The following is a 24,534-nucleotide window of genomic DNA, read 5'->3' as shown; positions in this document are numbered from 1 at the left end:
CGCCGCCGCTATTTCCAGCGGATGCCGGCCTCGCGGCGGATTTCCTCCATGCGCTCCAGCGCCGGCTTGAGGCCGTTCAGGGAGAAGCGCACCTCGGCCTTGCCGCCCGCCGGGGCGGAGCCGACGGCGGAGACTTCCTTGCCCGGAGTCAGCCGCTCGACCAGCTTGGCGTTGGTGTCCGGATCGATCACCGCGCAGGTGTTGGTTTCCCACTCGAAGCGTTCGCACGGGTATTCGGGTCGGAACAGCGCCCGATCCACCCAGACGCGGACGATCTTCGACAGGTCCATCGTCTGCTCGTCCAGCCGGAAACGCATCCCCTCCAGCCAGCGCTCGCTGGAGCGCAGCCAGACGAGGCGCGACCGCCGGTCGCTGCCGGGACGGGACAGCAGCTCGCATTCGACACGGCGCGGCTCGCTCCACACTTGGCAGTAGAGGCGCCAGTCCTTGAAGGTTTCCGCATGCTCGCGGAAGGCCGGAGGTTGCGCCTGAACGTGTTGAGCGGCGGCGGGGAGGGCGGCGAGGACCAGAACCCCCGCGATCACGCCGCCACGCCATGCAGCCGCGATGCGTCCCGGTCCCCGCATCGGCGTCAGCCCCGCGCGTAGGCGCGGTGGCGCAGCAGATGGTCGGCCAGCACGCAGGCCATCATCGCCTCGCCGACCGGGACGGCGCGGATGCCGACGCAGGGGTCGTGGCGGCCCTTGGTCAGGATGTCGGTGTCCTTGCCCTGCAGATCGACCGTCTGGCGCGGGGTGAGGATGGAGCTGGTCGGCTTCACCGCGAAGCGCACCACGACGTCCTGGCCGGTGGAGATGCCGCCGAGGATGCCGCCGGCGAGGTTGGACCGGAACTCCGGCTCGCCGTCTGGGCCGGCGCGCATCTCGTCGGCGTTCTGCTCGCCGGTCAGGGTGGCGGCCTCGAAGCCGTTGCCGATCTCCACGCCCTTGACGGCGTTGATGGTCATCATGGCGCGGGCGAGATCGCCGTCCAGCTTGTCGTAGAGCGGGTCGCCGAGCCCGGCGGGCAGGCCGGAGGCCACGACCTCCACCACCGCGCCGATGGAGGAGCCGCTCTTGCGGATGCCGTCCAGATAGTCGGCCCATTCGGTGGCGGCCTGCGGGTCGGGGCAGAAGAAGGGGTTGTTGTCGACCTCCGCCCAATCCCAGCGGCTGCGGTCCACCGTGTGCGGACCCATCTGCACCAGCGCGCCGCGGACGGTGACGCCGTCGCCCAGCACCTTGCGCGCCACGGCACCCGCCGCCACGCGGCAGGCCGTCTCGCGCGCCGAGGAGCGCCCGCCGCCGCGGTAATCGCGGATGCCGTACTTCTTCCAATAGGTGTAGTCGGCGTGGCCGGGCCGAAACTTGGACGCGATCTCGCTGTAGTCCTTGGACCGCTGGTCGGTGTTCTCGATCATCAGCGAGAGCGGCGTGCCTGTGGTCTGCCCTTCGAACACGCCGGACAAAATCCTGACCTGATCCGGCTCCTGGCGCTGGGTGGTGTAACGCGACTGGCCGGGGCGGCGCTTGTCGAGCCAGGGCTGGATGTCCGCCTCGGTCAGGGAGAGCAGCGACGGGCAGCCGTCCACCACCACGCCGATCGCCGGCCCATGGCTCTCGCCCCAGGTGGTGAAGCGGAAAAGCGTTCCGAAGCTGTTGCCGGCCATGGCGAGGACTCCCGATGCGACACGATCTGTCCGCACGACGTGCGGTGGAGCGCGTTTCTTGCGGCGTTTCGGCCGGCGCGTCAAGCGCGAGGGGCTTAAAAAGCACCCTTCTGCTCACGCCGGCGGTCGAGTGCCACCTCGAACTGGCGCAGCAGCTTGTGCGTGGCTTCGAAGTAGAGCTTGCGCTGCGGGTTGTTCTTCATGCAGCGGGCGTCCAGGTGGGACACGCTGGTCAAGGCGGAGACGCAGTAGCCGAGAAGCCAGTAATGCGAGCGGATCTTGCGCAGATAGTCGCGGAAGGGTTCCGGCTGGCCGGCCATGAAGGCGGAGAAGCTCGCCTCGTAGTCGGCGAGGATCTGCCGGATGTCCATCAGCGTGGTTTCCAGCAGCTTGCCCACCTTTTCGATGTGCATCAGAAGCTGGGTTTCATAGGGCTTGTGCATGCGGATATCGACCGGGATGCATTCCCGCGACTTCAGCCAGTTCAGGATGACCCGCGCCCGCGGCGCGATGCGGCGAAGCTGGTACTCGTAGAAGGTCGTGCCCTTCCAGGCGCTGAAGATCTGGTCCGCTTCGCTGCGGTCGATGCCGAAGGCCGAGACGAACAGGCCGGCCTCCTCAAGCTCGGGATTCCAGATCGCCTCCAGGAAACGTTCGATGCTCTGGGCACCGCTGCCGCCGCCGTCGATGGCCTTGCGCACGATGGGTTCGATGCGCGCCCGGATCAGGCGGCGGAGCTGCTGGTCCTCGGTGTCGCTGATCGCCCAGTGACGCTTGTCCACCGGGACCTTCTCGCCTTCGAAGCACGCTTTCAGCAGGAAGGCGTCCAGCGACGGCACGCTGTCGATCAGGGTGAGGGTGCGCAGGTCGGCGGCCGCGGCTTCGCTGTTGGCCTCGCCGATGCCGAACTGTTCGGCCAGCAGGAGGTTGCTGTTGCGGGCGCGCAGATAGATGGCGAGGCCGCCCGCTTCGGTGTGTTCGACGCTGTGCGGAATGTAGATGCCGGTTTCGACCGGGCGCGATGCGGCGTCGCCGTCCTCATCCTCGTCGGCGATGGGGTTGGCGTAATCGTCGGCGTCCTCGTCGAAATTCGGATACTTGAAGAGAATGGCCTTGTTCAACCCGCGGGCGCGGAACAGGCGGTTTTCTTCGGGAATGTCGCGGGTGATGGTGATCAAATTCATCGAGACGCTGGAGCCGCCGTAGAGAATCTGCTCCAGAATCGGGGACACCGAATCCGATTGACGCCGTGCACGCATCCGACCGTCACCTTCCGCAACCTTCCGTATGTGTGAAGAATAGCGGTATGCTGCGGCGCGCAAAAGTAAGTAATACGACGTTCGGTAAAAAATGTCTCAAATGGGGTAAGGGCGTTTCCGGCGGGCGTTCCGGAACGAACCGGACGCGCCCGCCGTCGCCATGGGCCTTGGGATCAGGCGGGCTTGCCCGCGCCGCCCAGCGACCCCAGAAGCTGCGACACCTCGGCCGCCGCGTCCACCGCGACCATGCCGACGGTGTGGTAGCCGGAGTCGACGTGCATGACCTCGCCGGTCACGCCGGTGCCGAGATCGCTCAGCAGGAACAGGCCGGCGCCGCCGACCTCGCCGATGGTGACGTTGCGCTTCAGCGGGGCGTTCAGCTCGTTCCACTTCAGGATATAGCGGAAGTCACCGATGCCGCTGGCGGCCAGCGTCTTGATCGGGCCGGCGGAGATGGCATTGACGCGGATGTCCCGACCGCCCAAATCGACCGCCAGGTAACGCACGCTCGCCTCCAGCGCGGCCTTGGCGACACCCATCACGTTGTAGTGGGGCATCACGCGCTCAGCGCCGTAGTAGGAGAGGGTGAGCAGGCTGCCGCCGTCCTTCATCAGCGGGACGGCGCGCTGCGCCACCGCGGTGAAGGAGTAGCAGGAGATGTCCATCGTGCGCAGGAAGTTGGCCCGCGTCGTGTCGAGATAGAGGCCGTCCAGCTCGTTCTTGTCGGAAAAAGCGATCGCATGAACCAGGAAGTCCAGCTTGCCCCATTCCTTCTCGATGGCGGCGAAGGTCGCGTCGACGCTGGCCTCGTCGGTGACGTCGCAGGGCAGCAGCAGCGGGGCGTTGACCTGCTCGGCCAGCGGCTTCACGCGCTTCAGCAGCGCGTCACCCTGATAGGTGAAGGCCAGCTCGGCGCCGTGCTGCGCCAGCGTGGAGGCAATTCCCCAGGCGATCGACCGATCGTTCGCCACGCCCATGATCAGGCCGCGCTTGCCGTCCATGAGCGGCTTCGGGTTGGACATCCGTACCTCGTGCATCCAGAGTATGCTTTGAAAAGTGGGCCGCATCCTACACGAAAGACCGGCCCGGTCAAACCAAGGCGGGAGGCGTCCTGTGGCTGAAACCGAAGGCACTTCGAAAGGGGCGTGGAACCCCTTTGTGCGCGTTCGGGAAATCGGCGGCTTCATCGCCTATTCCTCCCTGCGCTTCTACAACGACAACTGCTTCCAGACCGCGGCCTCGCTGACCTACACCTCGCTGCTGGCGCTGGTGCCGCTGATGACCATCGGCTTCGCGATCTTTTCGGCCTTTCCCGCCTTCAACGCGCTGCAGTCGCGCATCCAGACGCTGCTGTTCAAGAACCTCGTGCCGGAGAACAGCGACGCCATCCTGCAATATCTGGCGGCCTTCATGGCGAACGCCGGGCAGATGCCGGTGTTCGGCATCGTCGGGCTGGCGATGTCCGCGGTCCTGCTGATCTGGACCATTGAAGGCTCCTTCGCCACCGTCTGGCGGGTGCGGGAGCCGCGCTCCTACGTCACCCGCATCCTGTCCTTCTGGGCGGTGGTGTCGCTGAGCCCGCTGTTCGCCGGCGCCAGCCTGTCGCTGTCCAGCACCCTGTGGGCGGTGCTGCAGTTCGCCCATCTGGAGGGCTTCGCCGACCCGCTGGTGGGGATCGGGGCGATCCTGCCCTTCATGCTGCAACTCGTCGGCTGCACGCTGCTCTACGTCATCATCCCGAACCGGGACGTCGGCTGGATGGACGCCGCCTGCGGCGGGGCGGTCGCCTCGCTGCTGCTGGAGACGTCCAAGGCGGGCTTCGCCATGTACATGAAGGAGTTCCCCGCCTACCAGACCATCTACGGCGCGCTGGCGACCGTGCCGATCTTCCTGTTCTGGCTCTACATCGCCTGGTCCACGGTGCTGTTCGGCGCGGTCATCACCGCCTCGCTGCCCGAATGGCGGGCCGGCAAGATCACCCGCGGCGGGCCGGAAGGGCTGCTGCCCGCGCAGCGGCTGGGGCTGGCGCTGGCCGTTTTGCACGAGCTGCTGGAGGGCACGCGGCTGGGCGTCGGCCTGCGGCGGCGAACGTTGGTCGGGCGCGTGCCGGTGGGCACGGTGCTGATCGACGGCATCCTGGAGCAGCTTCGCGACGCCCATTGGGTGGCCCACACCACGCACAACGCCTGGGTCGTCACCCGCGACCTCAGCGAGGCCACGCTGTTCGACCTGATGAAGGCGCTGGGCATCGGCCTGCGCGGCTCCGTCCGCGGGCTGGGCGGGCTGGAACTGCCCTGGCAGGACCGCACGGCCCAGCTTCTGGAGCAGGCGGAGCGGGACCAGGAGGCGATCCTCGGCGTGCCGATCAAGGAGCTGCTGTCCGACCGGCTTCTGGAAGCGGAACCGCTCGACGCCGAGACCCGCGAGCCGGAAGCGCAGGATGCCGCACCGACCGCAGGGGAAGGCTCCGGCGCGGTGCCGCTGCGCGCCAAGCGCTGGCCTTGAGCGCGGAGCCTGGGCGCGGGCTATTGAGGCCCGCTACGCCCGGTACTTTCCGATGAGGTCGGCGGCGACGCCGTCCAGGTTGTTGTCGGCGGGCAGGGTCTGGACGTAGGAGCAGCCGCGGCAGGCGTCGATCTCGTCGCGCCGTCCCTCCAGATGCTTCAGCCGGAAGTCGCGCAGCCTCTCGCCGTTCCAGATGTCGCGCAGCGACTCCTTGGCGACGTTGCCGACGATGGTCCCCATGCTCCAGTCGGCGCAGCAGACCGACACCTCGCCGTTGAAGTTGATGGCCAGCTTGAGGAAGGGTTCCGAGCAGACCTTGCGGGCGGTGTCCGGGGCGGCGGCGAAGGCGCTTTCCTCGGCCAGCGCCTCGCCGTGCAGGGGATGGACGAACAGGCTGTCGGCGATCGGCGTGAAGGTGTCGATGAAGCTCTGCCGTTCCTCCTCGGTCAGCTCCACGTTGATGATCTTGCAGTGCAGATGGAAGTCGCGGCCCAGCTCCGTCTTGCGGCGGTAAAGGTGGGCCACATTGTCCACGATGGTCTGGAAGCGGTCGAAGCGCTGGGTGATGCGCTTGTACATGGCGTCGCTGGCGCCGTAGACGGAGACGCGCATGGCGTCCAGCCCGGCGGCCAGCAGGGCATCCGCCCGCTCCGGCGTCAGCAGGGAGCCGTTGCTGGTCATCTCGACATGGCGGGCCAGGCCGCGCGATTTCAGAAGATGGACCATGTGTTCGATCCGCGTGTTCACCAGCGGCTCGCCGTCCTTGTAGAGGTGGACGGATTTGATCGGCGCGTCGAATTCGGCGATGTCGTCGGCAATCTTGCTGAACAGGTCGAACTTCATGGCGCCGCGCGGCCGGCCGACCTCCTTCAGCAGCTCCGGGTTCCCGGTGGCGCAGAAGACGCAGCGGAAGTTGCAGCCGTTCGACGGGTCGATCAGCAGCGAGAAGGGCGTGGTCAGCGGCAGCACCCGCGACAGGTCGTTGCGGTCGCGGTGACGGCCGTAGGGAATGTTCGCGGGGGCGGCCGTTTCGGTGCTCACTTCGGTCATGACCTTCGCCGGGCAGGGCTGCGGAAAGTGTGTGACTAGCAAGGGATCACGCGCACCGTAAAGGAATCCTTCATTCCGGCGACCGGACAGTGGCCCGGCGCCCCCAATGCCGCGGGCGCAAGGTGGATTCCAGGGGCATGCTCGACAGTCTTTCCCATCGCATCGTCTACAGCGACCGCAGCTTCTACGCGTCCTTTCCCTCCGCGGCGACTCTGGACGACGGGCGGGTGCTGGTGGCCTTCCGGCGTGCCCGCGACCACCGCTGGCTTCACGGGGAGCCGGCGGAGGGCGGCGGCGACTTCACCAGCGTCGACCATGTGGACTCGCGCTCCCACCTCGTGATCCAACGCTTCACCCCGGATTTCGAGCCGGAGGGCGCGCCGCAGCCGCTGCCCGCCGACCCGGAGGCGGGCGACCAGGACCCCAGCCTGCTGGTCCTGCGCTCCGGGCGGATCGTCCTGGGCAGCTTCGGCTGGTACCCGATGTCGGCGCGCCACGGGCTGCGCCTGCGCGAGAAGGGCGTCCATCTGCTGGGCAACGCCGAAACGTCGGGCACCTTCTTTCTGTTCTGGGGCGGCAGCACCCGGTTCAGCGACGACGGGGGGCGGCACTGGTCGGCCCACCGCTACCTGCCGGAACTGCCTGACCAGGGGCCGATCCTGCCTGGTCTGCGCCCGATGCTGGGCGGTGCGGTGCGTGGCCGGGCGGTGGAGGCGCCGGACGGCACGCTGCTGATGGCGACCTACACCGGCGGCCCCTACACCAGCTACCTGTTCGCCTCCCGCGACCGGGGGGAAAGCTGGGCGCTGCGCAGCACCATCGCCCGCGACCCGTCGGGTCGGGCCGGTTTCTGCGAGACCGCGCTCCACCTGACCGCGGACGGGCAACTCGTCGCCTTCCACCGCACCACAGGGCTGGGCGACCACCTCGCCACCTCGGTCTCCCACGATCTCGGGGAGAGCTGGGCACCGTGGATCGAGAGCGCGATCATCGGGCATCCCTACGACGCCTGCCCGCTGCCCGACGGGCGGCTGCTCGTCGTCTACGGCTACCGCCACCAGCCCTACGGGGTGCGCGCCCGGGTCTGGGACTGCCGACGGGAGACGCTGGAAAGCGCGCCGGAGATCGTCATCCGCGCCGACGCCCCGTCGCCCGACGTCGGCTATCCCTGGGCGACCGTGCTGGCGGACGGGCGGGTGGCGGTCTGCTACTACATCTGCGACGCGGCGGGCACGCGGCACATCCAGGCGACGCTGCTGCGCGTGAGCGGCTGATTGACGGGCCTCCGCGCACCTCCTATCGTCCCCGGCCATACCGCAATCCCATGTTCCGGGGAGTAGAGTGTCCATGAAGCCCGCCCGCCGGCCGTCGAACCCGCTGTTTTCCTCCGGCCCCTGCGCCAAGCGGCCCGGCTGGTCGCTGGACGCCCTGGATGGCGCGCTGCTCGGCCGCTCCCACCGTTCGAAGCCGGGCAAGGCGAAGCTGAAGGAGGTCATCGACCTCACCCGCGCCGTGCTGGCGATCCCCGGCGACTACCGCATCGGCATCGTCCCGGGCTCCGACACCGGGGCGGTGGAAATGGCGCTGTGGAACCTGCTGGGTGAGCGCGGCGTCGACATGATGGCTTGGGAGAGCTTCGGCAAGGAGTGGGTGACCGACGTCACCAAGCAGCTCCGCCTGTCCGATGTGCGGACCATCCAGGCCCCCTACGGCGAATTGCCGGACCTGTCGCAGGCCGATTTCCGCCGCGACGTGGTGTTCACCTGGAACGGCACGACGTCGGGCGTGCGGGTGCCGGACGGCGACTGGATTCCGGCGGACCGTGAGGGGCTGTCGATCTGCGACGCGACCTCCGCCGCCTTCGCCATGGACATTCCCTGGAGCAAGATCGACGTCGCCACCTGGTCCTGGCAGAAGGTGCTGGGCGGCGAGGCCGCGCACGGCATGTTGGTGCTGAGCCCGCGCGCCGTGGCGCGGCTGGAGGGCTTCCAGCCCGACCGTCCGCTGCCCAAGATTTTCCGCCTGACCAGTGGCGGCAAGCTGATCGAGGGCATCTTCGTCGGCGACACCATCAACACGCCGTCCATGCTCTGCGTCGAGGACGCCATCGACGGGCTGCGCTGGTCGCTGTCGGTCGGTGGCCTGACCCAGCTCATTCGCCGGTCGGAGCAGAACCTGCGCATCGTTTCGGAATGGGTGGCGGCCTCGACCTGGGCCGGCTTCCTGGGGGACGATCCGGCGACGCGCTCCTGCACGTCGATCTGCCTGCGCTTCACCGACCCCGAGGTGACCGCCCTGACGCCGGAGGCCCAGGCAGACTTCGCCAAGAAGCTCGCGGCACTTCTGGAAAAGGAGGAGGCCGCCTTCGACGCCGGCTCCTACCGCGACGCTCCTCCGGGCCTGCGCCTGTGGGGCGGCGCCACGGTGGAGAACGAGGACATGGAGGCGGTCCTGCCCTGGCTCGACTGGGCCTTCGCCACGGTCAAGGCGGAGACCTTCGGGCGCTGAACCTTGACGTCGGTACTACTGGGTAGTACTTGGTTGGTGAGGGAGGGCAACGCATGACCGTGAAGACCTCGATCTCGCTGACCGACGAACAGGAAGCCTTCGCACGCAGCCTTGTCGAGACCGGGCAGTATCCAAGCCTCAGCGCGGTGCTCCAGCGCGGTCTCGACATGCTTCGGCGCGACACCGAGAAAAGCAACGCCGAGATCGAAGCGCTGCGGATCCTGATCGACCAGCGCCGCGCCGGTGCATTCGTCGATCTTGATGACGGTGAATCTGAAACCCAGGCGATGCTGGAGCGCAAGCGGCGTGCGCGTGCGGCTCTATAAGGTCCGCCGTGCGGCCTCCGTTACCCGAGACCTCGACCTGATCGAGGATCATCTCGTTCAGGCTTATCGAGACCTGGGTGACGATGGGGAGCGCGCGATGGAACGGGCCGCCGGGCGGATCGACGACGCTCTTTCCTACATGCGGACGTTCGAGGACCATCCGCATCGTGGCACGGAGCATCCGGAAATCCGATCAGGCATCCGCACCGTGACCAGTCGGAATTTCATCTTCTATTTCGAAGTCGATGAAGGGCTGGTTGAGGTCCGGATTCTCGCCGTCTTCTTCGGTGGGGTGAATCACAGCCACCAGATTCTGGACAGGCTGCGCGGCTGAGCCACTCCGGCGCGGCCTTTTTCATGGCCCGCTCAGTCCCGCCAGAAGCTCGGCAGGATCAGCACCAGCACGGTGAAGACCTCCAGCCGGCCCAGCAGCATGGCGAAGCTCAGCACCCATTTTGCGGCGTCGGGCAGGGGGGCCATGGTGCCCGACGGGCCGACCACCGGCCCCAGCCCCGGCCCGGCATTGGCGAGCGCGGAAGCGACGGCGCTGGCCGCGCTCAGGTAGTCCACGCCCATCGCGGCGACCAGCAGCGACAGGATGCCGAAGGCCGCCATAAAGGCGAAGGCGAGGTTGATGACCGAGCCGACCACATCCTCGTCCAGCACCTTGCCCTGATAGAGCGGAACGAGCACGCGGTTCGGCTTCAGCATCCGCTGCATCTGGTTCAGCATCGACAGCGCCAGCACCTGCCAGCGGAAGACTTTGATCGACCCCGCCGTCGATCCGGTGCAGCCGCCGATGAAGTAGAAGAAGAAAAAGGCGACGACGGCGAAGCTGCCCCAGGTCGAATAGTCGGTGGAGACGAAGCCGGTCCCGGTGATGATCGAGGTGACGTTCACCGCCGAATGGCTGAGCGCGTCCCAGAAGGGCAGGCCGACCACGGCGAAGGCCCACAGGGACATGGCGACGCCGGCCACCAGCAGGATCGCCAGCAGCGCGTTCACTTGGCTGTCGCCGGAGAGCGGCGCGTTGCGCTGGCCGCGCAGCAGGCGGATGTACCAGGTCAGGGGCAAGGCCCCGGAGATCATCGAAACGGTCGCCACCCACAGCACCGCATGGGAATCGAACCAGCCGAGCGAGGCGTCCTTCGTCGAGAAGCCGCCGGTGGCGATGGAGGCCATGGCGTGGTTGATCGCGTCGAACCACGTCATGCCGGCCAGATGGTAGGCCGCCGCCGACAGGATGGTCAGCGCCAGATAGATCATGGCGATGGCCCCCGCTGTGTCCTGCACCGTGGCGAAGGGCTTGTCGCCCTTGTCGGAGGACTCGGTGCGGAAGAGCTGCATGCCGCCGACCCGCAGGATGGGCAGCACGGCGATGGCCATGACGATGATGCCGACGCCGCCGAACCAGTTCAGCAGCGACCGCCACAGCAGGACCCCCGGCGGGGCGTCGTCCAGCCCGACGATGACCGTGCCACCGGTGGTGGAGAGACCCGACATCGCCTCGTAATAGGCGTCGGTGAAGGACAGGCGCGCGGCGGAGATCATGAAGGGCAGGGCGCCGAAGGCCGCCAGGACGCACCAGGACAGCGTGGTCAGCAGGAAATGCTGCTTCACCGTGAAGCGCGCGTGCTCCTTGCTCGACGTCGCCAGGACCATGCCGCCGCTGACCGCCAGGGTCGCCGCGCTGGAACCGGCGAAGGCCGTCCAGTCGCGGTTGCCCGCCGCGGCGTCGGCCAGGGCCGGCACCAGCATGCCGAGCCCCAGGATGGTCAGAAGGATGCCGATGATGTGGAAGACCGGTCCCAGCGCAATTCCATTGCCGACGCCATTGCCCAAGGCTGTGCCCTTCGTCGCCGCGGAGGCCGATGGCGGCGCCCCGTCTTTCCCGATGTGATGCGCTGATTATCCAAAGGGCCCGGTGCTGTCCATCCGCATCGGGTTGTGTCCCGTTCGAGGGTCAGACGAAGCCGGCTTCTCCCAACATCCGGTAGAACTCCCGCAGGGCGCGCTGCTGCGCCGCCGCGTCGGGCAGGTCCTCCACGTACTTCCGGTCGAACTGCGGCTGGCGGAGATGCTCGACGACGCGGCGCCGGACCATCTCCAGGGCCCGCCGGCTGCGCAGGATTCCCGGCGCGCAGACCTGCAGCAGACGGTTCGCCCGCAGCCGCAGGGAATCGCCGGGATCGTCCAGCCGTTCCACCACGCGCTCTTCGGTGATGTAGGCCACCAGAAGCGCGTCGAGGTCGCCGGTCAGGCGGGTCCGCGGCTCCTCCGGCAGAGCCGAACTCGGCGGCCTCGCAATAGAGCAGAGTCAGGGCTTCCAGATTGTCGCGGGGCGGCAGACGGGGGTGGACGAAGCGGCCATAGCCCGCCGGGTTGCCGGTCAGCGCGTGCAGCAGCCGGGCGATGTCCCCGGCGTGCCCATGGCCGAGGTCGGAGTCGGCCAGCGCCAGAAGGAAGCGCACGCGGTCCCGTGCGTCGGGGATGCGGCCGGCCACCTCCGCGATGGCCTGCTTGCGTCCCGGCGCCCCGCCGCCCTCCAGGAAGCGCAGGTAGCGCAGGACCAGCGCCTCGGCCATCGGCCCGCCCCCGGCCGGCCCGTCGGGGCCGAGCGTGCGCTTGAGGATCTCCTGGAAGGCCTCCATCTCCAGCGACGGGTCGGAGCGGTAGAGCGGCTGCGTGCCCTTCAACTGGCGGCGCACCAGATCCAGGATGACCAGCCGCGTCTGGTCGAGGTCGTGGAAGGCGAGAAGCTCGTTCAACTGGATGGCGCGGTCGCCCTCCGCCCGCTTGGCCGGTGACAGGCGGCCCCGCGACAGATCGATCAGGTTGCACAGCGCCTCCGCGAGGCTGCCCTGGACGCCCAGAAGCTCCTGCGCGACGGACGGGGCGCCCAGAACATCGGCGATCACCCCGTCGAGCAGCCCCAGCGGGCGGTCGGCCGCCGCCCCGTCCTCCCGCGCCAATTCCCCCAGGAAATCCAGCTTGGCCAGCCAGTTGCGCATCTGCACCAGCTCGCGCGACAGCACGACGCGGGCGAGGAAGTCGCGCTCCGCCGCCGGCAGGCTGGAATCCAGCCGGTCGAACATGGGGCGGAAGCCGGTGGCGGCGATGGCCGGCAGGTCCTTGCGCGCGGCGGCGACCCGCGCCCGGTCGGTCAGTTCATGCATCAGCAGGTTCAGCGCGTCGCGCCGCCCGCGCCCGTCCGTCCCGGCCTTCTCCGCCTGCAGGGTGGCGACCCGCCCGACGGCCGTCGGCACGAGGTTGTCGGTGTTGAGAAGCCGCGCCAGCTCCGCGTGATTGTGCAGCACCTCGGTCGGGGTGACGACGGCGCGCTCCACATAACTGCGCAGGACGCGGTTCATCGTCATCCGGCTCTGCACGCCGTAGCAATGGTCGAGCGTGAGGCAGAGCCCAGGCGCCTCGTCGATCAGGGAGGCGGCCACCGTGCGTGAGACCTGACGGAACTCCACATGGACTTCCGTTTCGACATGGCGGCCGTCCGGACGCCGCCAGTCGCGCACCACCCGGATGCCCTCGACCTTGCCGCCGGACAGCGCCTTGCGGCCGAAGACCAGCGCCTCCGCCTCGGTGTCGAAGCGGCCGTCGAGGACCCAGTGGTCCTGCTGATAGATCTGCACTTCGTAGCTGGCGGACGGGCGTGCCATGGTGCCATTGCCCCGCTGCTGCTGGCACGGTTCGTACACAGGATGCCGGAGATTTCGCATCAAACTCAACAAAGATTCGATTGGAATGCATTCATGTTTCGAACCGCCCCGAACCGGCGCCTGTGGCCGGCGCAGGGGAGACGGGCACAGGCTGCGGGGCTTTTCCGTTTGCATGAGGAAGGCGGGGTGGGGTATTGACCCGCTCCGTATGCCCGAGCACCGCATGCCCATCGGACTTGCGGGCTCTCGCCATGCCGACGGTTTGCCACCCATTCGACGAGACGACGCAGGCCATGCCCGCTGATTCCCTGAGTTCCGCCCTGTTGCCCGCCGGCCTGCACGACGTGCTGCCGCCCGAAGCGGCGCACGAAGCGGCGGCGGTGGCGCGCCTGCTGGCGGACTTCACGGCCCACGGCTATGAGCGCGTCGAGCCGCCGCTGGTCGAGTTCGAGGACAATCTGCTGTCCGGCTCCGGCGCCGCCATGGCGAAGCAGACCTTCCGGCTGATGGACCCGCTGTCGCAGCGCATGATGGCCGTGCGCGCCGACATCACCCCGCAGATCGTGCGCATCGCCACCACCCGGCTGAAGAATGGCGCCCGCCCGGTGCGGCTGTGCTACGCCGGGCCGGTGCTGCGCGTGAAGGGCTCGCAGCTCCGTCCGGAGCGGCAGATCACCCAGGTCGGCGTCGAGCTGATCGGCCCGCTGGAGGCCGAGGCGGACGCCGAGGTGATCCTGCTCGCCGCCCACGCCCTGGAAGGGGTGGGGGTGCGGCACTTGTCCGTCGACCTCTGCGTTCCGACCATGGTGGCGCGCGTCTGCCGCGGCCTCGGGCTCGGCGAGGAGGAGACCGCCCGCCTGCGCGAGGCGCTGGACAAGAAGGACGCCGCGGCGGTGAGCGCGGTCGGCGGTCCGGCGGCCTCGCTGCTGCAAACGCTGATGGCCGCCTCCGGCCCGGCGGAACGCGCCATGGAGGTGCTGTCGGCGCTGCTGCTGCCGGAAACGGCGGAGAAGGACCGGCGCCGCCTGACCGATGCCCTGCGCCTGTTGCGCGCCGCGCGCCCCGATCTGACGATCACCGTCGATCTGGTGGAGCATCGCGGCTTCGAATACCAGACCGGCCTCAGCTTCACCCTGTTCGCGCGCGACGTGCGCGGCGAACTGGGGGCGGGGGGCCGCTACCGCGCCGGGGTGCGTCCCGGCGTGGAGGAGGAGGGCGAGCCGGGGACCGGCTTCACCCTCTACATGGACACGCTCCTGCGCGCCGTTCCGGCGCCGGAGCCGGCCAAGCGCGTTTATGTGCCGCATGGCACCTCCTGGGCCGCGGCGGGCAAGCTGCGCGCCGAGGGCTGGATCACCGTGGCGGGGCTGGCCCCCGTGGCGGACGCAGCGGCGGAGGCCCGGCGGCTGGACTGCGGCCATCGGCTGGACGGCGGCACGGTCACGCCGCTGACCTGAGACTTCACGAGTGGCGACCCCCGCGCCGCGGGGGCGCCTTTGCATGGGCAACGTTTCTTTCTGCCTTCTTTTTTTGCGGAGACACACATGGCCAACGTGGCGGTGGTCGGCGCCCAGTGGGGCGACGAGGGCAAGGGCAAGATCGTCGACTGGCTGTCCAGCCGGGCCGACGTGGTGGTGCGCTTCCAGGGCGGTCACAACGCCGGCCACACGCTGGTGATCAACGGCGTGACGTACAAGCTGAGCCTGCTGCCTTCGGGCGTGGTTCGCTCCAACAAGCTGTCGATCATCGGCAACGGCGTCGTCTTCGACCCCTGGGCCTTCATCCGCGAAGTGACGGCGATCAAGAGCCAGGGCGTGGACGTGTCCCCCGCCACGCTCCAGGTCGCAGAGAACGTCCCGCTGATCCTTCCGGTCCACAGCGCGCTCGACAAGGCGCGCGAGGAGGCCCGCGGCGCCGGCAAGATCGGCACGACCGGCCGCGGCATCGGCCCGGCCTATGAGGACAAGGTGGCCCGCCGGGCCATCCGCCTGTGCGACCTCGGCGACGAGGCGGTGCTGAAGGAGAAGGTGGACGCCCTGCTGGCCCACCACAACCTGCTGCTCCGCGGCCTGGGCGCGCCGGAGATGACCCCGGCCGACATCCTGGACCCGCTGCGCGAGATCACCCCGCAGGTGCTGCCCTACGCCTCGGTCGTCTGGAAGACGCTGGACGAGCTGCGCCGCGCCGGCAAGCGCATCCTGTTCGAAGGCGCGCAGGGCCAGATGCTCGACATCGACCACGGCACCTATCCGTACGTCACCTCCTCCAACACGGTGGCCGGCAACGCCGCCGCCGGCAGCGGCATGGGCCCGCGCGCCGTCGGCTATGTGCTGGGCATCTGCAAGGCGTACACCACCCGCGTCGGTTCCGGCCCGTTCCCGACCGAGCTGTTCGACGACGTCGGCGAGCTGATCGGCCAGCGCGGCAAGGAGTTCGGCGTGGTCACCGGGCGCAAGCGCCGCTGCGGCTGGTTCGACGCCGTGATGGTCCGCCAGGCGGTGAAGACCGGCGGCATCGACGGCATCGCCATGACCAAGCTGGACGTGCTGGACGGCTTCGACGAGATCAAGGTCTGCGTCGGCTACCGCCTGGACGGGCAGGAGCTGGATTACTTCCCGGCCAACGCCGGCGCCCAGGCCCGCGTCGAGCCGATCTACGAGACCTTCGAAGGCTGGAAGGACAGCACCCAGGGCGCCCGCTCCTGGGCGGAGCTGCCGGCCCAGGCGGTGAAGTACGTCCGTCATGTGGAGGAGTTGATCCAGGCTCCGGTGGCCCTGCTGTCCACCAGCCCGGAGCGCGACGACACCATCCTGATGAACGACCCGTTCCAGGATTGATGTGAAGGTGTAGGCTTCGGGCCCCCTCCCTAACCCTCCCCCACCTTCGGTGAGGGAGGGGACGATCTCCCTCTCCCGCGAAGCGGGGGAGGGCCGGGGAGGGGCCCGTCGCGACCACTTTCCCCGCGTTAACAATTTGTTTGCCCTTTTCGAGCGACTAAGGCTGGCACACGCTCGCAGGCTCCGGGGATTCGAACGCCATGCCATCCGATGCCATGACCGCAGCCGCCGCGGATCGGATGATGGCGAACGCCGACCCGGTCAAGCTGGCCGAGCGGTACGAGATCCTTCCCAGCGCGCCGCTCGCCGCGCTCAACACCATCGGCGGCAGCGCCTTTACGGCCAAGCCGCTGCGTGACAAGCGCTCAGAAGCCTTCGCCCTGATCGCCCACGGCGCCACGCTGGCGCGCACCGACATCGCCGCCACCGTCGCCAGCCTCGACAACCCGGCCCACATGCGCCTGCTCGACTGGGGCATGGTGGACTGGCCGGCGAGCCAGGGGCGGCGCCTCTGCATGATCTTCGAGCGTCCGGCGGGCAAGCGGCTGATGGGCAGCCTGACCGAAGCCACGGACCCGATCCCCGAAGACCATCTGACCCGGCAGATCATCCACCCGCTGGTCGCCGCGCTGAAGGAGCTGTCGAGCCGCGGCGTGGTCCATGGCGCGATCCGCCCGACCAACCTCTACTACCGCGATCTGGCCTCCAGCAGCCTGATGCTGGGCGAATGCCTGTCCACTCCGCCGGGCTACGGGCAGACGGTCCTGCTGGAGACGGTGGAGCGCGGCATGGCCTCGCCGGCCGGGCGCGGCACCGGCACCATGGCCGACGACCTCTATTCGCTGGGCGTCACGCTGCTGCTCCTGCTGCTGGGGCGCAACCCGGTGGGGGCGGCGGAGGACGAGGCGATCCTCCAGGCGAAGATCGAGCGTGGCTCCTACCCGGCGCTGGTCGGCCAGATGCGCCTTCCGCTGGCCATCAGCGAGGTGATCCGCGGCCTGCTGGTCGACGATCCCAAGCAGCGCTGGACGCTCCAGGACCTCGACCTGTGGGTCGCCGGCCGCCGCCTCAGCCCGAAGCAGCCGCAGGTGCCGCGCCGCGCCGCGCGGCCGCTGGAGTTCCAGGGGCAGGATTACTGGCATTGCCGCACGCTGGCCCGCGCCTTCGCCCGCCATGTGGCGCCGGCGGCCACGGTCATCGAGGGCGGCGAGCTGGACAAGTGGCTGCGCCGCTCCATGGGCGACGACGCGCGGGCGGAGGCGGTGGCGAACGCGGTGCAGACCGCATCGACCACCGGCAAGGGCGGCAGCATGGCCGAACGGTTGGTCTCGCGCGTCTGCATGGCGCTCGACCCCGCGGCGCCCATCCGCTACCGCGGCAAGGCGATGATGCCCGACGGCATCGGCACCATGCTGGCCGACGCCTTCCTGCGCGGCGAGTCGCCCCAGCCCTCGGCCGAGGTGCTGGCCAACCAGCTGCCCATGTTCTGGGTGAGCGTGCAGAGCGACTTCAAGCCGGAGTTCGTGCCGATGGTGCAGAACTTCGACCAGGTCCGCGGCCTGCTGGACCGCACGGGCCACGGGCTGGGGGTGGAGCGCGTCCTGTATGAGATGAACCCGACCATGCCCTGCATCAGCCCGCTGGTCGCCAAGCAGATGCCGACCAACCCGTCGGAACTGCTGCGCGCGCTCGACTGGACCGGGGCGGGGAGCGAGCGGCACAAGGACCCAATCGACCGCCACATCGCCGCCTTCCTGGCGGTGCGGCACCGGCGGACCGACGAGATGCTCTACACCCAGCTCGGTTCCAGCATCGAGCCGATGCGCCGGGTGATCGCCATGCTGACCATCCTGGCCGACGTGCAGGCGCGCACCGGCACCGACGGGCTGTCGCACCTCGCCGCCTGGGTGGTGTCGCTGCTCGATCCGGCCTTCCGCCGCTTCCACAGCCGGCCGCACCAGGACAACGTGCGCAAGCTGGCTGATTCCGCGGCCCACAACGGAAGGCTCGGCGACCTGCTGAAGATCGTCGACGATCCGGACGCGCTGCGCCGCGACAAGTTGGAGTTCGAGGCCGCCCAGATCGCCTACCGCGAGGCCGACGCCGAGATCAACAAGCTGCGGCAGAGCATCGGCGACCGGAACAGCATCATCGAATCCTCCGGCCGGCAGGTTGCGGCCATCGTGTCGAGCCTGCTCTCGACCCTCCTGGTCGGCGGCATCATCCTCTTCTTCGCCTTCTGACGGCGGCCTTCAAACCAAGGATCGGGGACCCCTAATGGCGCGCGGCGGCAAGAGCGGCGGGAAGAAGAAGAAGCGCAAGGGCAGCATGCTGACGCTGATCCTGCTGATCATCCCGGCGGGTCTGGTGGTGCTGCCCACCTCGATCCTGTTCGGCATCGGCATGATCCCGACCATCGTCGCCTACGTCACCGACCGCGACCCCGAGAAGTCGGCGCCGATCACCGTCGGCGGGCTGAACTTCTGCGGCTGCATGCCCTACGCCATCGAGCTGTGGAAGCACAACCACACCATCGGCGCCGCGGGGAAGATCTTCATGGACCCGCTGTCCTGGCTGGTGATGTATGGCGCCGCGGCGATCGGCTGGGCGCTCTATTTCGGCATCCCGCCGATGGTGGCGAATTTCGAGGTGATGCGCGCCGAGAAGCGGGTCGGCGCGCTGAAGGACGTGAAGGTCGGGCTGGTCCAGGAGTGGGGGCCGGAGGTCGCCGGCGACCTGTTCGACGAGGCCGGCGGCCTGTCGCCGGACGAGCACGACCAACTGGCCGAACCCGCGGGGGCGTGAGGGTACCACCCGATCGCTTCCGATATTCCCTCTCCCCTCTGGGGAGAGGGTTAGGGTGAGGGGGGTGCGCGTGGCGGGACGTTCGGCAAAAGCGCAACCCCCTCACCGCCCGCTTCGCGGACACCCTCTCCCCGGAGGGGAGAGGGTTAAGATGAGACCGTCACCCGGCCAGCTTCTGCTCCACCGCGGCGTTGCGGATGGCCTTCTGGAGCTTCTCGAAGGCGCGCACCTCGATCTGGCGGACACGCTCGCGGCTGATGCCGTACTTTTGCGACAGATCCTCCAGCGTGGTCGGGTTGTCGCGCAGGCGGCGCTCCTCCAGGATGTCGCGCTCGCGCTCGTTCAGATTCTCCATGGCCGCGGTCAGCAGCTTGCGCCGCTTGCCCAGCTCCTCGTTCTCGGCGAGCGAGATTTCCTGGTTCGCCGTCTCGTCGACCAGCCAGTCCTGCCACTCGCCCTCGCTGTCGGCGCGCAACGGCGCGTTCAGCGAATGGTCGGGCGCGCCGAGGCGGCGGTTCATGTTGACGACGTCCTGCTCCGGCACGTCGAGCGTCGTGGCGATGTGGCGCACCTGCTCGGGCGACATGTCGCCCTCCTCGATGGCCTGCATCTGGCCCTTCAGGCGGCGCAGGTTGAAGAACAGCTTCTTCTGGGCCGCCGTGGTGCCCATCTTCACCAGCGACCAGCTGTGCAGGATGTATTCCTGGATGGCGGCGCGAATCCACCACATGGCGTAGGTCGCCAGCCGGAAGCCGCGGTCGGGGTCGAACCGCTTCACCGCCTGCATCATGCCCACGTTGCCCTCGGAGATCAGCTCCGACAGCGGCAGGCCGTAGCCGCGGTAGCCCATGGCGATCTTCGCCACGAGCCGCAGATGGCTGGTCACCAGCTTGTGCGCGGCGTCCGAATCCTCGATCTCCTGCCAGCGCTTGGCCAGCATGTACTCCTCCTCCGCCGCGAGCATGGGGAACTTGCGGATTTCCTGGAGGTAGCGCGAGAGGTTGCTTTCGGAACTGATGACCGGAACGCTGGATATCGTCGCCATGTTGGACCCTCTCCGACGGCTGTTGTTCGTGCCTTCTCACGGGCACACGGCCGTTCACTGTTCTGCGCCGCCTCGCCGTCCGCTTGCCCGTTCGATCCGCCGGGGATGGTCCCGGATGCAAGCGTGAGCGCTGGTGGCTGTTGACGCGAAGAATAACCGACTTCTGCGCGCGGGTATAGTGGATTACAGGGATTCTAAGAAATCTGACAAATCTTTAATATCCGTGGGTAGAGGCGCCTGGAAGCGCACCGTCTCCCCTGTTGCGGGATGGCGGAAGGTCAATCCCACGGCGTGCAACGCCTGCCGTGGAAAGCCAACAAACCGCTCGCGATCGGGTTCCGGCAGGGCAGAGGCGTGCTTGCCGCCGGCGCGGCCGGCACGCCCCTTGCCGTAGAGCGGGTCGCCCACGATGGGGTGGCCGATGTGCGCCATGTGGACGCGGATCTGGTGGGTGCGCCCGGTCTCCAGCGTGCATTCGACCAGCGCCAGCGCCGTGCCGAAGGAGCGGACGACGCGGTAGCGGGTCGCCGCGTGCTTCCCGCCGCCGGTGACCACGGCCATCTTCTTGCGGTCGGTGCTGCTGCGCCCGATGTTGCCCTCGATCCGGCCCTCGCGCGGGGAGGGGACCCCCCAGACCAGCGCCTGGTAGGTGCGGCTGAGCGTGCGGCCGGAGAACTGCTCCGTCAGCGCGTGGTGCGCGCGGTCGTTCTTGGCGACGACCATCAGGCCGCTGGTGTCCTTGTCGAGGCGGTGGACGATGCCCGGACGCCGCACGCCGCCGATCCCCGACAGGCTGTCGCCGCAATGGGCGAGCAGGGCGTTGACCAGCGTGCCGTCCGGATTGCCGGCGGCGGGGTGGACCACCATGCCCGCGGGCTTGTCGATCACCAACACGTCCTCATCCTCGTAGACCACGTCCAGGGGTATGTCCTGGGCCTCGGGCTGTGCAGGTTCAGCTTCGGGTATGAAAACGTCGAAAGTTTGTCCGGGCTTGACCTTCATGGACGGGTCGGTGACCGTCCGCCCGGTGCCGACCTGCACGCAGCCCTTCTCCAGCAGCGCCTGCACGCGCGACCGCGACAGGCCGGGAAGGCCGGTGGCCAGGGCCTTGTCGAGCCGCTGGCCGCCGGCGTCGTCCGGAACGGTCCAGCGCTGCCGCGTGCCTTCGCCGGTTTCGCCGTCCTGCGTTCCGGTGTATTCGTCCTCATCATCGTCGAATTCGGTGCGTTCGGGCATCGTTCGGCAAAACTCCTCACATTCGCGCGAGAGTGGACCCCAAACCGTGCAGTTCCTCAAGGCACTCATCGTCATCATGGGCGTGATGATCATCGCCGGCTTCGCGTTCCTCGGCGTCGAACTCTACAAGCGCATCAACGATCCGGAGCGCCGGGCCGCCATGGACGCCGAGCGGGCAACCGTCGCCGCCGGCCGGACGGAGGAGGTCACGCTGGGCCTGCCGGCCGGCGCGCGTCTGGGCGAGCCGGTTGCCGTGGGCAACCGCGTCGTCTTCCGTGTCACCATACCGGACGCCGCGGACCGCCTTTATGTGATGGACCCGCGCACCGGCGCCATCGCCGTGACCGTCACCGCCGGAGCCGCCGCGCCATGACCGATGCCTTCCTCTACGACTTCCGCAGCGACAATGTGGCCGGCGCCGCGCCGGAGGTGGTGAACGCGCTGGCCGCGGCCGCGATCGGGTCCGCCGACCCCTATGGGCAGGACCCGCTGACCGCCAGCGTCACCCGCCGCCTGTCCGCCCTGTTCGAGGCGGAGGTGACGGTGTTCCCGGTCGCCACCGGGACGGCGGCCAACGCGCTTGCCCTGTCGGCCCTGGTCCCGCCCTACGGTGCGGTCTACTGCCACCAGGAGAGCCACATCCACGTTGACGAGTGCGGCGCGCCGGAGATGGCCACCGGCGGGGCCAAGCTGGTGCCGCTGGCGGGGGAGGGCGGGAAGCTGACTCCCGCCGCCCTGACCACGGCGCTGGCCGGGGCCGGCATCGGCGTGGTGCACCGGGTGCAACCGGCCGCCCTCAGCCTGACCCAGGCGACGGAGGCCGGCACGGTCTACCGCCCGCAGGAGGTGGCGGCCCTGACCGATGTCGCCCACGCCCACGGCATGGCGGTGCACATGGACGGCGCCCGCTTCGCCAACGCGGTGGCCCGGCTGGGCTGCGCCCCGGCGGAGTTGACCTGGAAGGCCGGGGTGGACGTGCTGTCGCTCGGCGGCACCAAGGGAGGCTGCCTCGCCGCGGAGGCCGTGGTGTTCTTCAACCCGGCGCTGGCCGAGGATTTCGGCTTCCTGCGCAAGCGGGCCGGGCATCTGGTGTCCAAGGGCCGCTTCCTGTCGGCGCAGCTCGACGCCTGGCTGGCCGACGACCTGTGGCTGCGGCTGGCCCGCCACGCCAACGCCATGGCCGACCGGCTGTCGCAGGGCCTCGCCGCCCTGCCGGGGGCGGAACTGGCCCATCCGGTGGAGGCCAACGAGGTCTTCGTGCGCCTGCCCGCCGCGCTGGCCGACGGGCTGGAGGCGGCGGGCTACCGTTTCTATCGCTGGGAGGGCGATCTGCTGCGCCTGGTCACCGCCTTCGACACGCCGCAGGCCGTCGTGAATTCTTTTCTGAAAATCGCCAAAGATCTGTCAGAAAAGGCTTGATCGGGCCGGGTGGGTTCGCTAAAAACCCGCCACGCCGACGACGCCACGTCGTCAGACGACGAAAGACTGTCCCCTTCGTCTAGAGGCCTAGGACACCGCCCTCTCACGGCGGTAACAGGGGTTCGAATCCCCTAGGGGACGCCACTTTCGTTCGGCTGGCAACCGAGCATCGCCCGATGAAGGTCCCCTTCGTCTAGAGGCCTAGGACACCGCCCTCTCACGGCGGTAACAGGGGTTCGAATCCCCTAGGGGACGCCATCCTTTCCGGCATCAACGATCCACGGCCCGCCCTTCGGCGGGCCGTCGTCGTTTCAGCGCCGTTTCGGCGCCCCCGTCAGGTCTTGCGGATCAGGAAGGACATGGAGTCCGCCGTCTCGTAGAGCGGAACGCCGCAGCGGCAGCGCAGCGCCGCGTAGTCGTAATCGCTGCCGCCGCATTTGTAGCAGCGCAACGGCAGCCGGGTGCGCCGGTACAGCTCGATCCCGGCGATGTCCGCGTGCAGCGCCTTCACCTCCGCCGCCGTGAAGAAATCCTGGGAGGCCAGATCGTCCGCCATGGCGTCGCTCAGCGGCATCCCCGTCGCCCGGATGTGCTGGAGGGCGAGCAGCACCTGCAGGCTGGTGGCCGGCGGACGTGGGTAGTCGGCGCAGTAGGCCCGGTACAGGCTGTGCTCCGGGTGGGAGGTGTGGATGTCCTCCAGGATGTACAGGCCGCCGCTGCGCAGATGGGGCAGGGACTGGGTCAGGCACCAAGCCTGATGCTGGGGGATGTGGCTGCCGTCCTCGATGATGAGGTCGAACTGGATGTTGTTGGCCCGCAGGCTGCGCCCGATGTGGTCGGGGTCGTTCTGGTCGAACCGCACATACTGGATGCGCTCATCCTGCGGCCAGTCCGGCTGCGGCTCCAGGATGTCGGCGCCGATGATGAAGGCGTCCGGGAACTGGGAGCGCAGCCAGCGGATCGAATCGCCGTGGAACACCCCGTATTCCAGGATGATCCGCACCGGACCCAGCGTCTGGAAGGCCTGACGGTAGGTGTCGACGTACTGGTGCCAGTAATGCTTGTCGGAGTTCGTCCCGTCCGCGCTGCTCATCGGTGGTCCCCGCTGTCGGCGATGCCCGATCCTACGGGAAATCGCCGGTCGGGTCCGCCGAATTGAGCGCGCAATCCAGGGGCGTCAGCGTTTCGAGGCGCCGCCTGAGCGGGAGACGCTCAGCTCGGCGACCTCCTCCTGCTTGGCGGCGGGCAGGCCGGCCGAGCGCGCCACGCTGGAATCGTGGGGGTGGACGCGGCGCGGGTAGACGCTGTGGACCTTCACCACATAGTCCTGCGTCTCGCGGTATGGTGGAACGCCCTTGTACTGGACCACCGCCCCTTCGCCGGCGTTGTAGCCGGCCAGCGCCAGCGTGACGTTGCCGTCGAAATAGGCCAGCAGCCAGCGCAGATACTTCATGCCGCCGCGCAGGTTCTGCTCGGGGTCGAAGGGCTTGGTGACGCCGAAGCGTTCCGCCGTCTCGGGGATGAGCTGCATCAGCCCCATGGCGTTCTTTTCCGACACCACATCCACGCGGTAGCCGGACTCCACGGCGATCACCGCCAGCACCAGATCGGGGTCGAGCCCATAGGTGGGGGCCATCTTGGTGACCATGGCGCGGATTTCCTTGGGCGGCATGCGAATCACGCCCCAGCGCACGCTCGGCGGCTCGCAGCGGTCGGGGGCCTTGCCCGCTGCGCCCTTGCCGGTGCTGGCGAGCTTGACCATCTGCGCGGCGTCCTCGTTGCCCAGCAGGGCGGCGCGACGCAGCCAGGAGCGGCCCAGGTCCTCGTCCTTCGATACCGGGCCGCGCCCGGCCAGATGCATCCGCCCGGCGCGGTAGGCGGCCTCGGCGTAGTCCTGGCGGGCCGCCCGACAGTAGAGGGAGAGAGCCATCCGCTCGTCGCGGTTCACGCCTTTGCCGACCTCGTAGCGCATGGCCAGCTCGTATTGGGCGCGGGCGCTGCCCTTGCCGGCGAGCGCCTCCAGCGCGCGGATCGTGCGTTCGCCCGAGCTTTGAAAGGCGGGTGGTTGGGCCGCCGCCGTCTGGATCGCCGTCCGGTCCGGTGCGTCCTGGGCCATGGCCGGCGACGCCGTCAGAAAGGACGCGATCAGCCCGCCGGCGGCCAGCGCCACCGCGCTTTTCACCGCCTTGGCGCGCCTTTCC

The 24,534-nt window shown here is 68.7% G+C and carries 22 protein-coding genes and 2 tRNA genes; 13 read left to right on the top strand and 11 right to left on the bottom strand.

The features are described 5' to 3' along the window. Nucleotides 1–8: 8 nt before the first annotated feature. The 4 genes from ACWPN5_RS12860 to fabI form a co-directional block, all read right to left on the bottom strand. Nucleotides 9–545 carry an invasion associated locus B family protein gene (locus ACWPN5_RS12860; RefSeq protein WP_492295681.1) on the bottom strand — a complete coding sequence of 179 codons (537 nt, stop codon included), beginning with the start codon at nt 543–545 and terminating at the stop codon, nt 9–11. 47 nt (nt 546–592) lie between these two features. Continuing rightward, complete coding sequence (aroC, locus tag ACWPN5_RS12855; protein ID WP_145688930.1) at nt 593–1,669, bottom strand: chorismate synthase; 1,077 nt, start codon at nt 1,667–1,669, stop codon at nt 593–595. 95 nt (nt 1,670–1,764) lie between these two features. Further along, nucleotides 1,765–2,901, bottom strand: coding sequence for a hypothetical protein (locus tag ACWPN5_RS12850; protein ID WP_247888427.1), 1,137 nt, complete (start codon nt 2,899–2,901; stop codon nt 1,765–1,767). 200 nt (nt 2,902–3,101) lie between these two features. Further along, nucleotides 3,102–3,950, bottom strand: a complete 849-nt coding sequence (gene fabI / locus ACWPN5_RS12845) for an enoyl-ACP reductase FabI (RefSeq protein ID WP_014240881.1) — start codon at nt 3,948–3,950, stop codon at nt 3,102–3,104. A gap of 136 nt (nt 3,951–4,086) precedes the next feature. Here fabI and ACWPN5_RS12840 point away from each other — a divergent pair, with 136 nt between their 5' ends. After that, a complete protein-coding gene (locus ACWPN5_RS12840) occupies nt 4,087–5,433 on the top strand; it encodes a YihY family inner membrane protein (RefSeq protein ID WP_492295678.1) in 1,347 nt (448 codons plus the stop codon). A 33-nt stretch (nt 5,434–5,466) separates the two neighbouring features. Here ACWPN5_RS12840 and ACWPN5_RS12835 read toward each other — a convergent pair whose 3' ends face one another. Then, nucleotides 5,467–6,483 (bottom strand): radical SAM/SPASM domain-containing protein, encoded by a 1,017-nt coding sequence (locus ACWPN5_RS12835; RefSeq protein ID WP_145688941.1) that lies wholly within the window; start codon nt 6,481–6,483, stop codon nt 5,467–5,469. Nucleotides 6,484–6,620: 137 nt separating this feature from the next. Here ACWPN5_RS12835 and ACWPN5_RS12830 point away from each other — a divergent pair, with 137 nt between their 5' ends. The 4 genes from ACWPN5_RS12830 (at nt 6,621) to ACWPN5_RS12815 (ending at nt 9,651) form a co-directional block, all read left to right on the top strand. Continuing rightward, on the top strand, nt 6,621–7,757 hold the full coding sequence (locus ACWPN5_RS12830) for a sialidase family protein (protein WP_492295675.1): 1,137 nt from the start codon (nt 6,621–6,623) through the stop codon (nt 7,755–7,757). Between the two features lie 73 nt (nt 7,758–7,830). Then, nucleotides 7,831–8,991, top strand: coding sequence for a phosphoserine transaminase (locus tag ACWPN5_RS12825; RefSeq protein WP_492295674.1), 1,161 nt, complete (start codon nt 7,831–7,833; stop codon nt 8,989–8,991). 53 nt (nt 8,992–9,044) lie between these two features. Then, a complete protein-coding gene (locus tag ACWPN5_RS12820; protein WP_145688945.1) occupies nt 9,045–9,317 on the top strand; it encodes a ribbon-helix-helix domain-containing protein in 273 nt (90 codons plus the stop codon). Further along, entirely contained in the window at nt 9,298–9,651 is a 354-nt protein-coding gene (locus ACWPN5_RS12815) for a type II toxin-antitoxin system RelE/ParE family toxin (protein WP_145688946.1), read from the top strand. Before ACWPN5_RS12820 ends, ACWPN5_RS12815 begins: the two co-directional genes overlap by 20 nt. 32 nt (nt 9,652–9,683) lie before the next feature. On the opposite strand, the gene ACWPN5_RS12810 is transcribed toward ACWPN5_RS12815, so the two are convergent. Together ACWPN5_RS12810 and ACWPN5_RS12805 are read right to left on the bottom strand one after the other, a co-directional pair. Continuing rightward, nucleotides 9,684–11,159: a TrkH family potassium uptake protein gene (locus ACWPN5_RS12810; RefSeq protein WP_492295671.1), complete on the bottom strand. Its 1,476-nt coding sequence runs from the start codon at nt 11,157–11,159 to the stop codon at nt 9,684–9,686. Beyond that, nucleotides 11,093–12,991: a hypothetical protein gene (locus ACWPN5_RS12805; protein ID WP_492295669.1), complete on the bottom strand. Its 1,899-nt coding sequence runs from the start codon at nt 12,989–12,991 to the stop codon at nt 11,093–11,095. The genes ACWPN5_RS12810 and ACWPN5_RS12805 overlap by 67 nt, the downstream gene beginning before the upstream one ends. A 293-nt stretch (nt 12,992–13,284) precedes the next feature. Between ACWPN5_RS12805 and ACWPN5_RS12800 the strand changes: the two genes are divergently transcribed. The 4 genes from ACWPN5_RS12800 to ACWPN5_RS12785 all read left to right on the top strand — a co-directional run bounded on the left by ACWPN5_RS12800 (nt 13,285) and on the right by ACWPN5_RS12785 (nt 18,633). Continuing rightward, complete coding sequence (locus tag ACWPN5_RS12800; RefSeq protein WP_492295667.1) at nt 13,285–14,448, top strand: ATP phosphoribosyltransferase regulatory subunit; 1,164 nt, start codon at nt 13,285–13,287, stop codon at nt 14,446–14,448. An 87-nt stretch (nt 14,449–14,535) separates the two neighbouring features. Beyond that, a complete protein-coding gene (locus ACWPN5_RS12795; protein WP_014240872.1) occupies nt 14,536–15,828 on the top strand; it encodes an adenylosuccinate synthase in 1,293 nt (430 codons plus the stop codon). A 200-nt stretch (nt 15,829–16,028) separates the two neighbouring features. Further along, nucleotides 16,029–18,071, top strand: a complete 2,043-nt coding sequence (locus ACWPN5_RS12790; protein WP_492295665.1) for a serine/threonine-protein kinase — start codon at nt 16,029–16,031, stop codon at nt 18,069–18,071. A 34-nt stretch (nt 18,072–18,105) separates the two neighbouring features. Then, complete coding sequence (locus tag ACWPN5_RS12785) at nt 18,106–18,633, top strand: hypothetical protein (RefSeq protein WP_145688949.1); 528 nt, start codon at nt 18,106–18,108, stop codon at nt 18,631–18,633. Between the two features lie 160 nt (nt 18,634–18,793). Here ACWPN5_RS12785 and rpoH read toward each other — a convergent pair whose 3' ends face one another. Together rpoH and ACWPN5_RS12775 are read right to left on the bottom strand one after the other, a co-directional pair. Continuing rightward, nucleotides 18,794–19,678, bottom strand: coding sequence for an RNA polymerase sigma factor RpoH (gene rpoH / locus ACWPN5_RS12780; protein ID WP_145688950.1), 885 nt, complete (start codon nt 19,676–19,678; stop codon nt 18,794–18,796). A gap of 183 nt (nt 19,679–19,861) precedes the next feature. Next, complete coding sequence (locus ACWPN5_RS12775) at nt 19,862–20,914, bottom strand: RluA family pseudouridine synthase (protein ID WP_492295662.1); 1,053 nt, start codon at nt 20,912–20,914, stop codon at nt 19,862–19,864. Between the two features lie 46 nt (nt 20,915–20,960). Between ACWPN5_RS12775 and ACWPN5_RS12770 the strand changes: the two genes are divergently transcribed. From ACWPN5_RS12770 to ACWPN5_RS12755, 4 genes are all read left to right on the top strand, one after another. Beyond that, nucleotides 20,961–21,287, top strand: coding sequence for a hypothetical protein (locus tag ACWPN5_RS12770; protein ID WP_145688952.1), 327 nt, complete (start codon nt 20,961–20,963; stop codon nt 21,285–21,287). Beyond that, entirely contained in the window at nt 21,284–22,333 is a 1,050-nt protein-coding gene (locus tag ACWPN5_RS12765; protein WP_492295660.1) for a threonine aldolase family protein, read from the top strand. The genes ACWPN5_RS12770 and ACWPN5_RS12765 overlap by 4 nt, the downstream gene beginning before the upstream one ends. Nucleotides 22,334–22,401: 68 nt before the next feature. Beyond that, nucleotides 22,402–22,477 (top strand) — tRNA-Glu (locus ACWPN5_RS12760). Nucleotides 22,478–22,515: 38 nt separating this feature from the next. Continuing rightward, a tRNA-Glu gene (locus ACWPN5_RS12755) sits at nt 22,516–22,591 on the top strand. 76 nt (nt 22,592–22,667) lie between these two features. Here ACWPN5_RS12755 and ACWPN5_RS12750 read toward each other — a convergent pair. Together ACWPN5_RS12750 and ACWPN5_RS12745 are read right to left on the bottom strand one after the other, a co-directional pair. Continuing rightward, a complete protein-coding gene (locus ACWPN5_RS12750; protein WP_492295658.1) occupies nt 22,668–23,426 on the bottom strand; it encodes a class I SAM-dependent methyltransferase in 759 nt (252 codons plus the stop codon). Nucleotides 23,427–23,510: 84 nt separating this feature from the next. Further along, nucleotides 23,511–24,515, bottom strand: a complete 1,005-nt coding sequence (locus tag ACWPN5_RS12745; protein ID WP_492295656.1) for a transglycosylase SLT domain-containing protein — start codon at nt 24,513–24,515, stop codon at nt 23,511–23,513. Between the last annotated feature and the right edge of the window lie 19 nt (nt 24,516–24,534).

This window comes from Azospirillum sp. UENF 211521 (assembly GCF_058780535.1).
This window is presented reverse-complemented; position numbering and strand designations above follow the sequence as displayed.

Coding starts and splice junctions, on each gene's coding strand:
- ACWPN5_RS12750 (WP_492295658.1), bottom strand. CDS start 23,426: ATGAGCAGCGCGGACGGGACGAACTCCGACAAGCATTACTGGCACCAG.
- ACWPN5_RS12830 (WP_492295675.1), top strand. CDS start 6,621: ATGCTCGACAGTCTTTCCCATCGCATCGTCTACAGCGACCGCAGCTTC.
- ACWPN5_RS12775 (WP_492295662.1), bottom strand. CDS start 20,914: ATGCCCGAACGCACCGAATTCGACGATGATGAGGACGAATACACCGGA.
- aroC (WP_145688930.1), bottom strand. CDS start 1,669: ATGGCCGGCAACAGCTTCGGAACGCTTTTCCGCTTCACCACCTGGGGC.
- ACWPN5_RS12765 (WP_492295660.1), top strand. CDS start 21,284: ATGACCGATGCCTTCCTCTACGACTTCCGCAGCGACAATGTGGCCGGC.
- fabI (WP_014240881.1), bottom strand. CDS start 3,950: ATGTCCAACCCGAAGCCGCTCATGGACGGCAAGCGCGGCCTGATCATG.
- ACWPN5_RS12820 (WP_145688945.1), top strand. CDS start 9,045: ATGACCGTGAAGACCTCGATCTCGCTGACCGACGAACAGGAAGCCTTC.
- ACWPN5_RS12835 (WP_145688941.1), bottom strand. CDS start 6,483: ATGACCGAAGTGAGCACCGAAACGGCCGCCCCCGCGAACATTCCCTAC.
- ACWPN5_RS12795 (WP_014240872.1), top strand. CDS start 14,536: ATGGCCAACGTGGCGGTGGTCGGCGCCCAGTGGGGCGACGAGGGCAAG.
- ACWPN5_RS12790 (WP_492295665.1), top strand. CDS start 16,029: ATGCCATCCGATGCCATGACCGCAGCCGCCGCGGATCGGATGATGGCG.
- ACWPN5_RS12800 (WP_492295667.1), top strand. CDS start 13,285: ATGCCCGCTGATTCCCTGAGTTCCGCCCTGTTGCCCGCCGGCCTGCAC.
- ACWPN5_RS12805 (WP_492295669.1), bottom strand. CDS start 12,991: ATGGCACGCCCGTCCGCCAGCTACGAAGTGCAGATCTATCAGCAGGAC.
- ACWPN5_RS12825 (WP_492295674.1), top strand. CDS start 7,831: ATGAAGCCCGCCCGCCGGCCGTCGAACCCGCTGTTTTCCTCCGGCCCC.
- rpoH (WP_145688950.1), bottom strand. CDS start 19,678: ATGGCGACGATATCCAGCGTTCCGGTCATCAGTTCCGAAAGCAACCTC.
- ACWPN5_RS12785 (WP_145688949.1), top strand. CDS start 18,106: ATGGCGCGCGGCGGCAAGAGCGGCGGGAAGAAGAAGAAGCGCAAGGGC.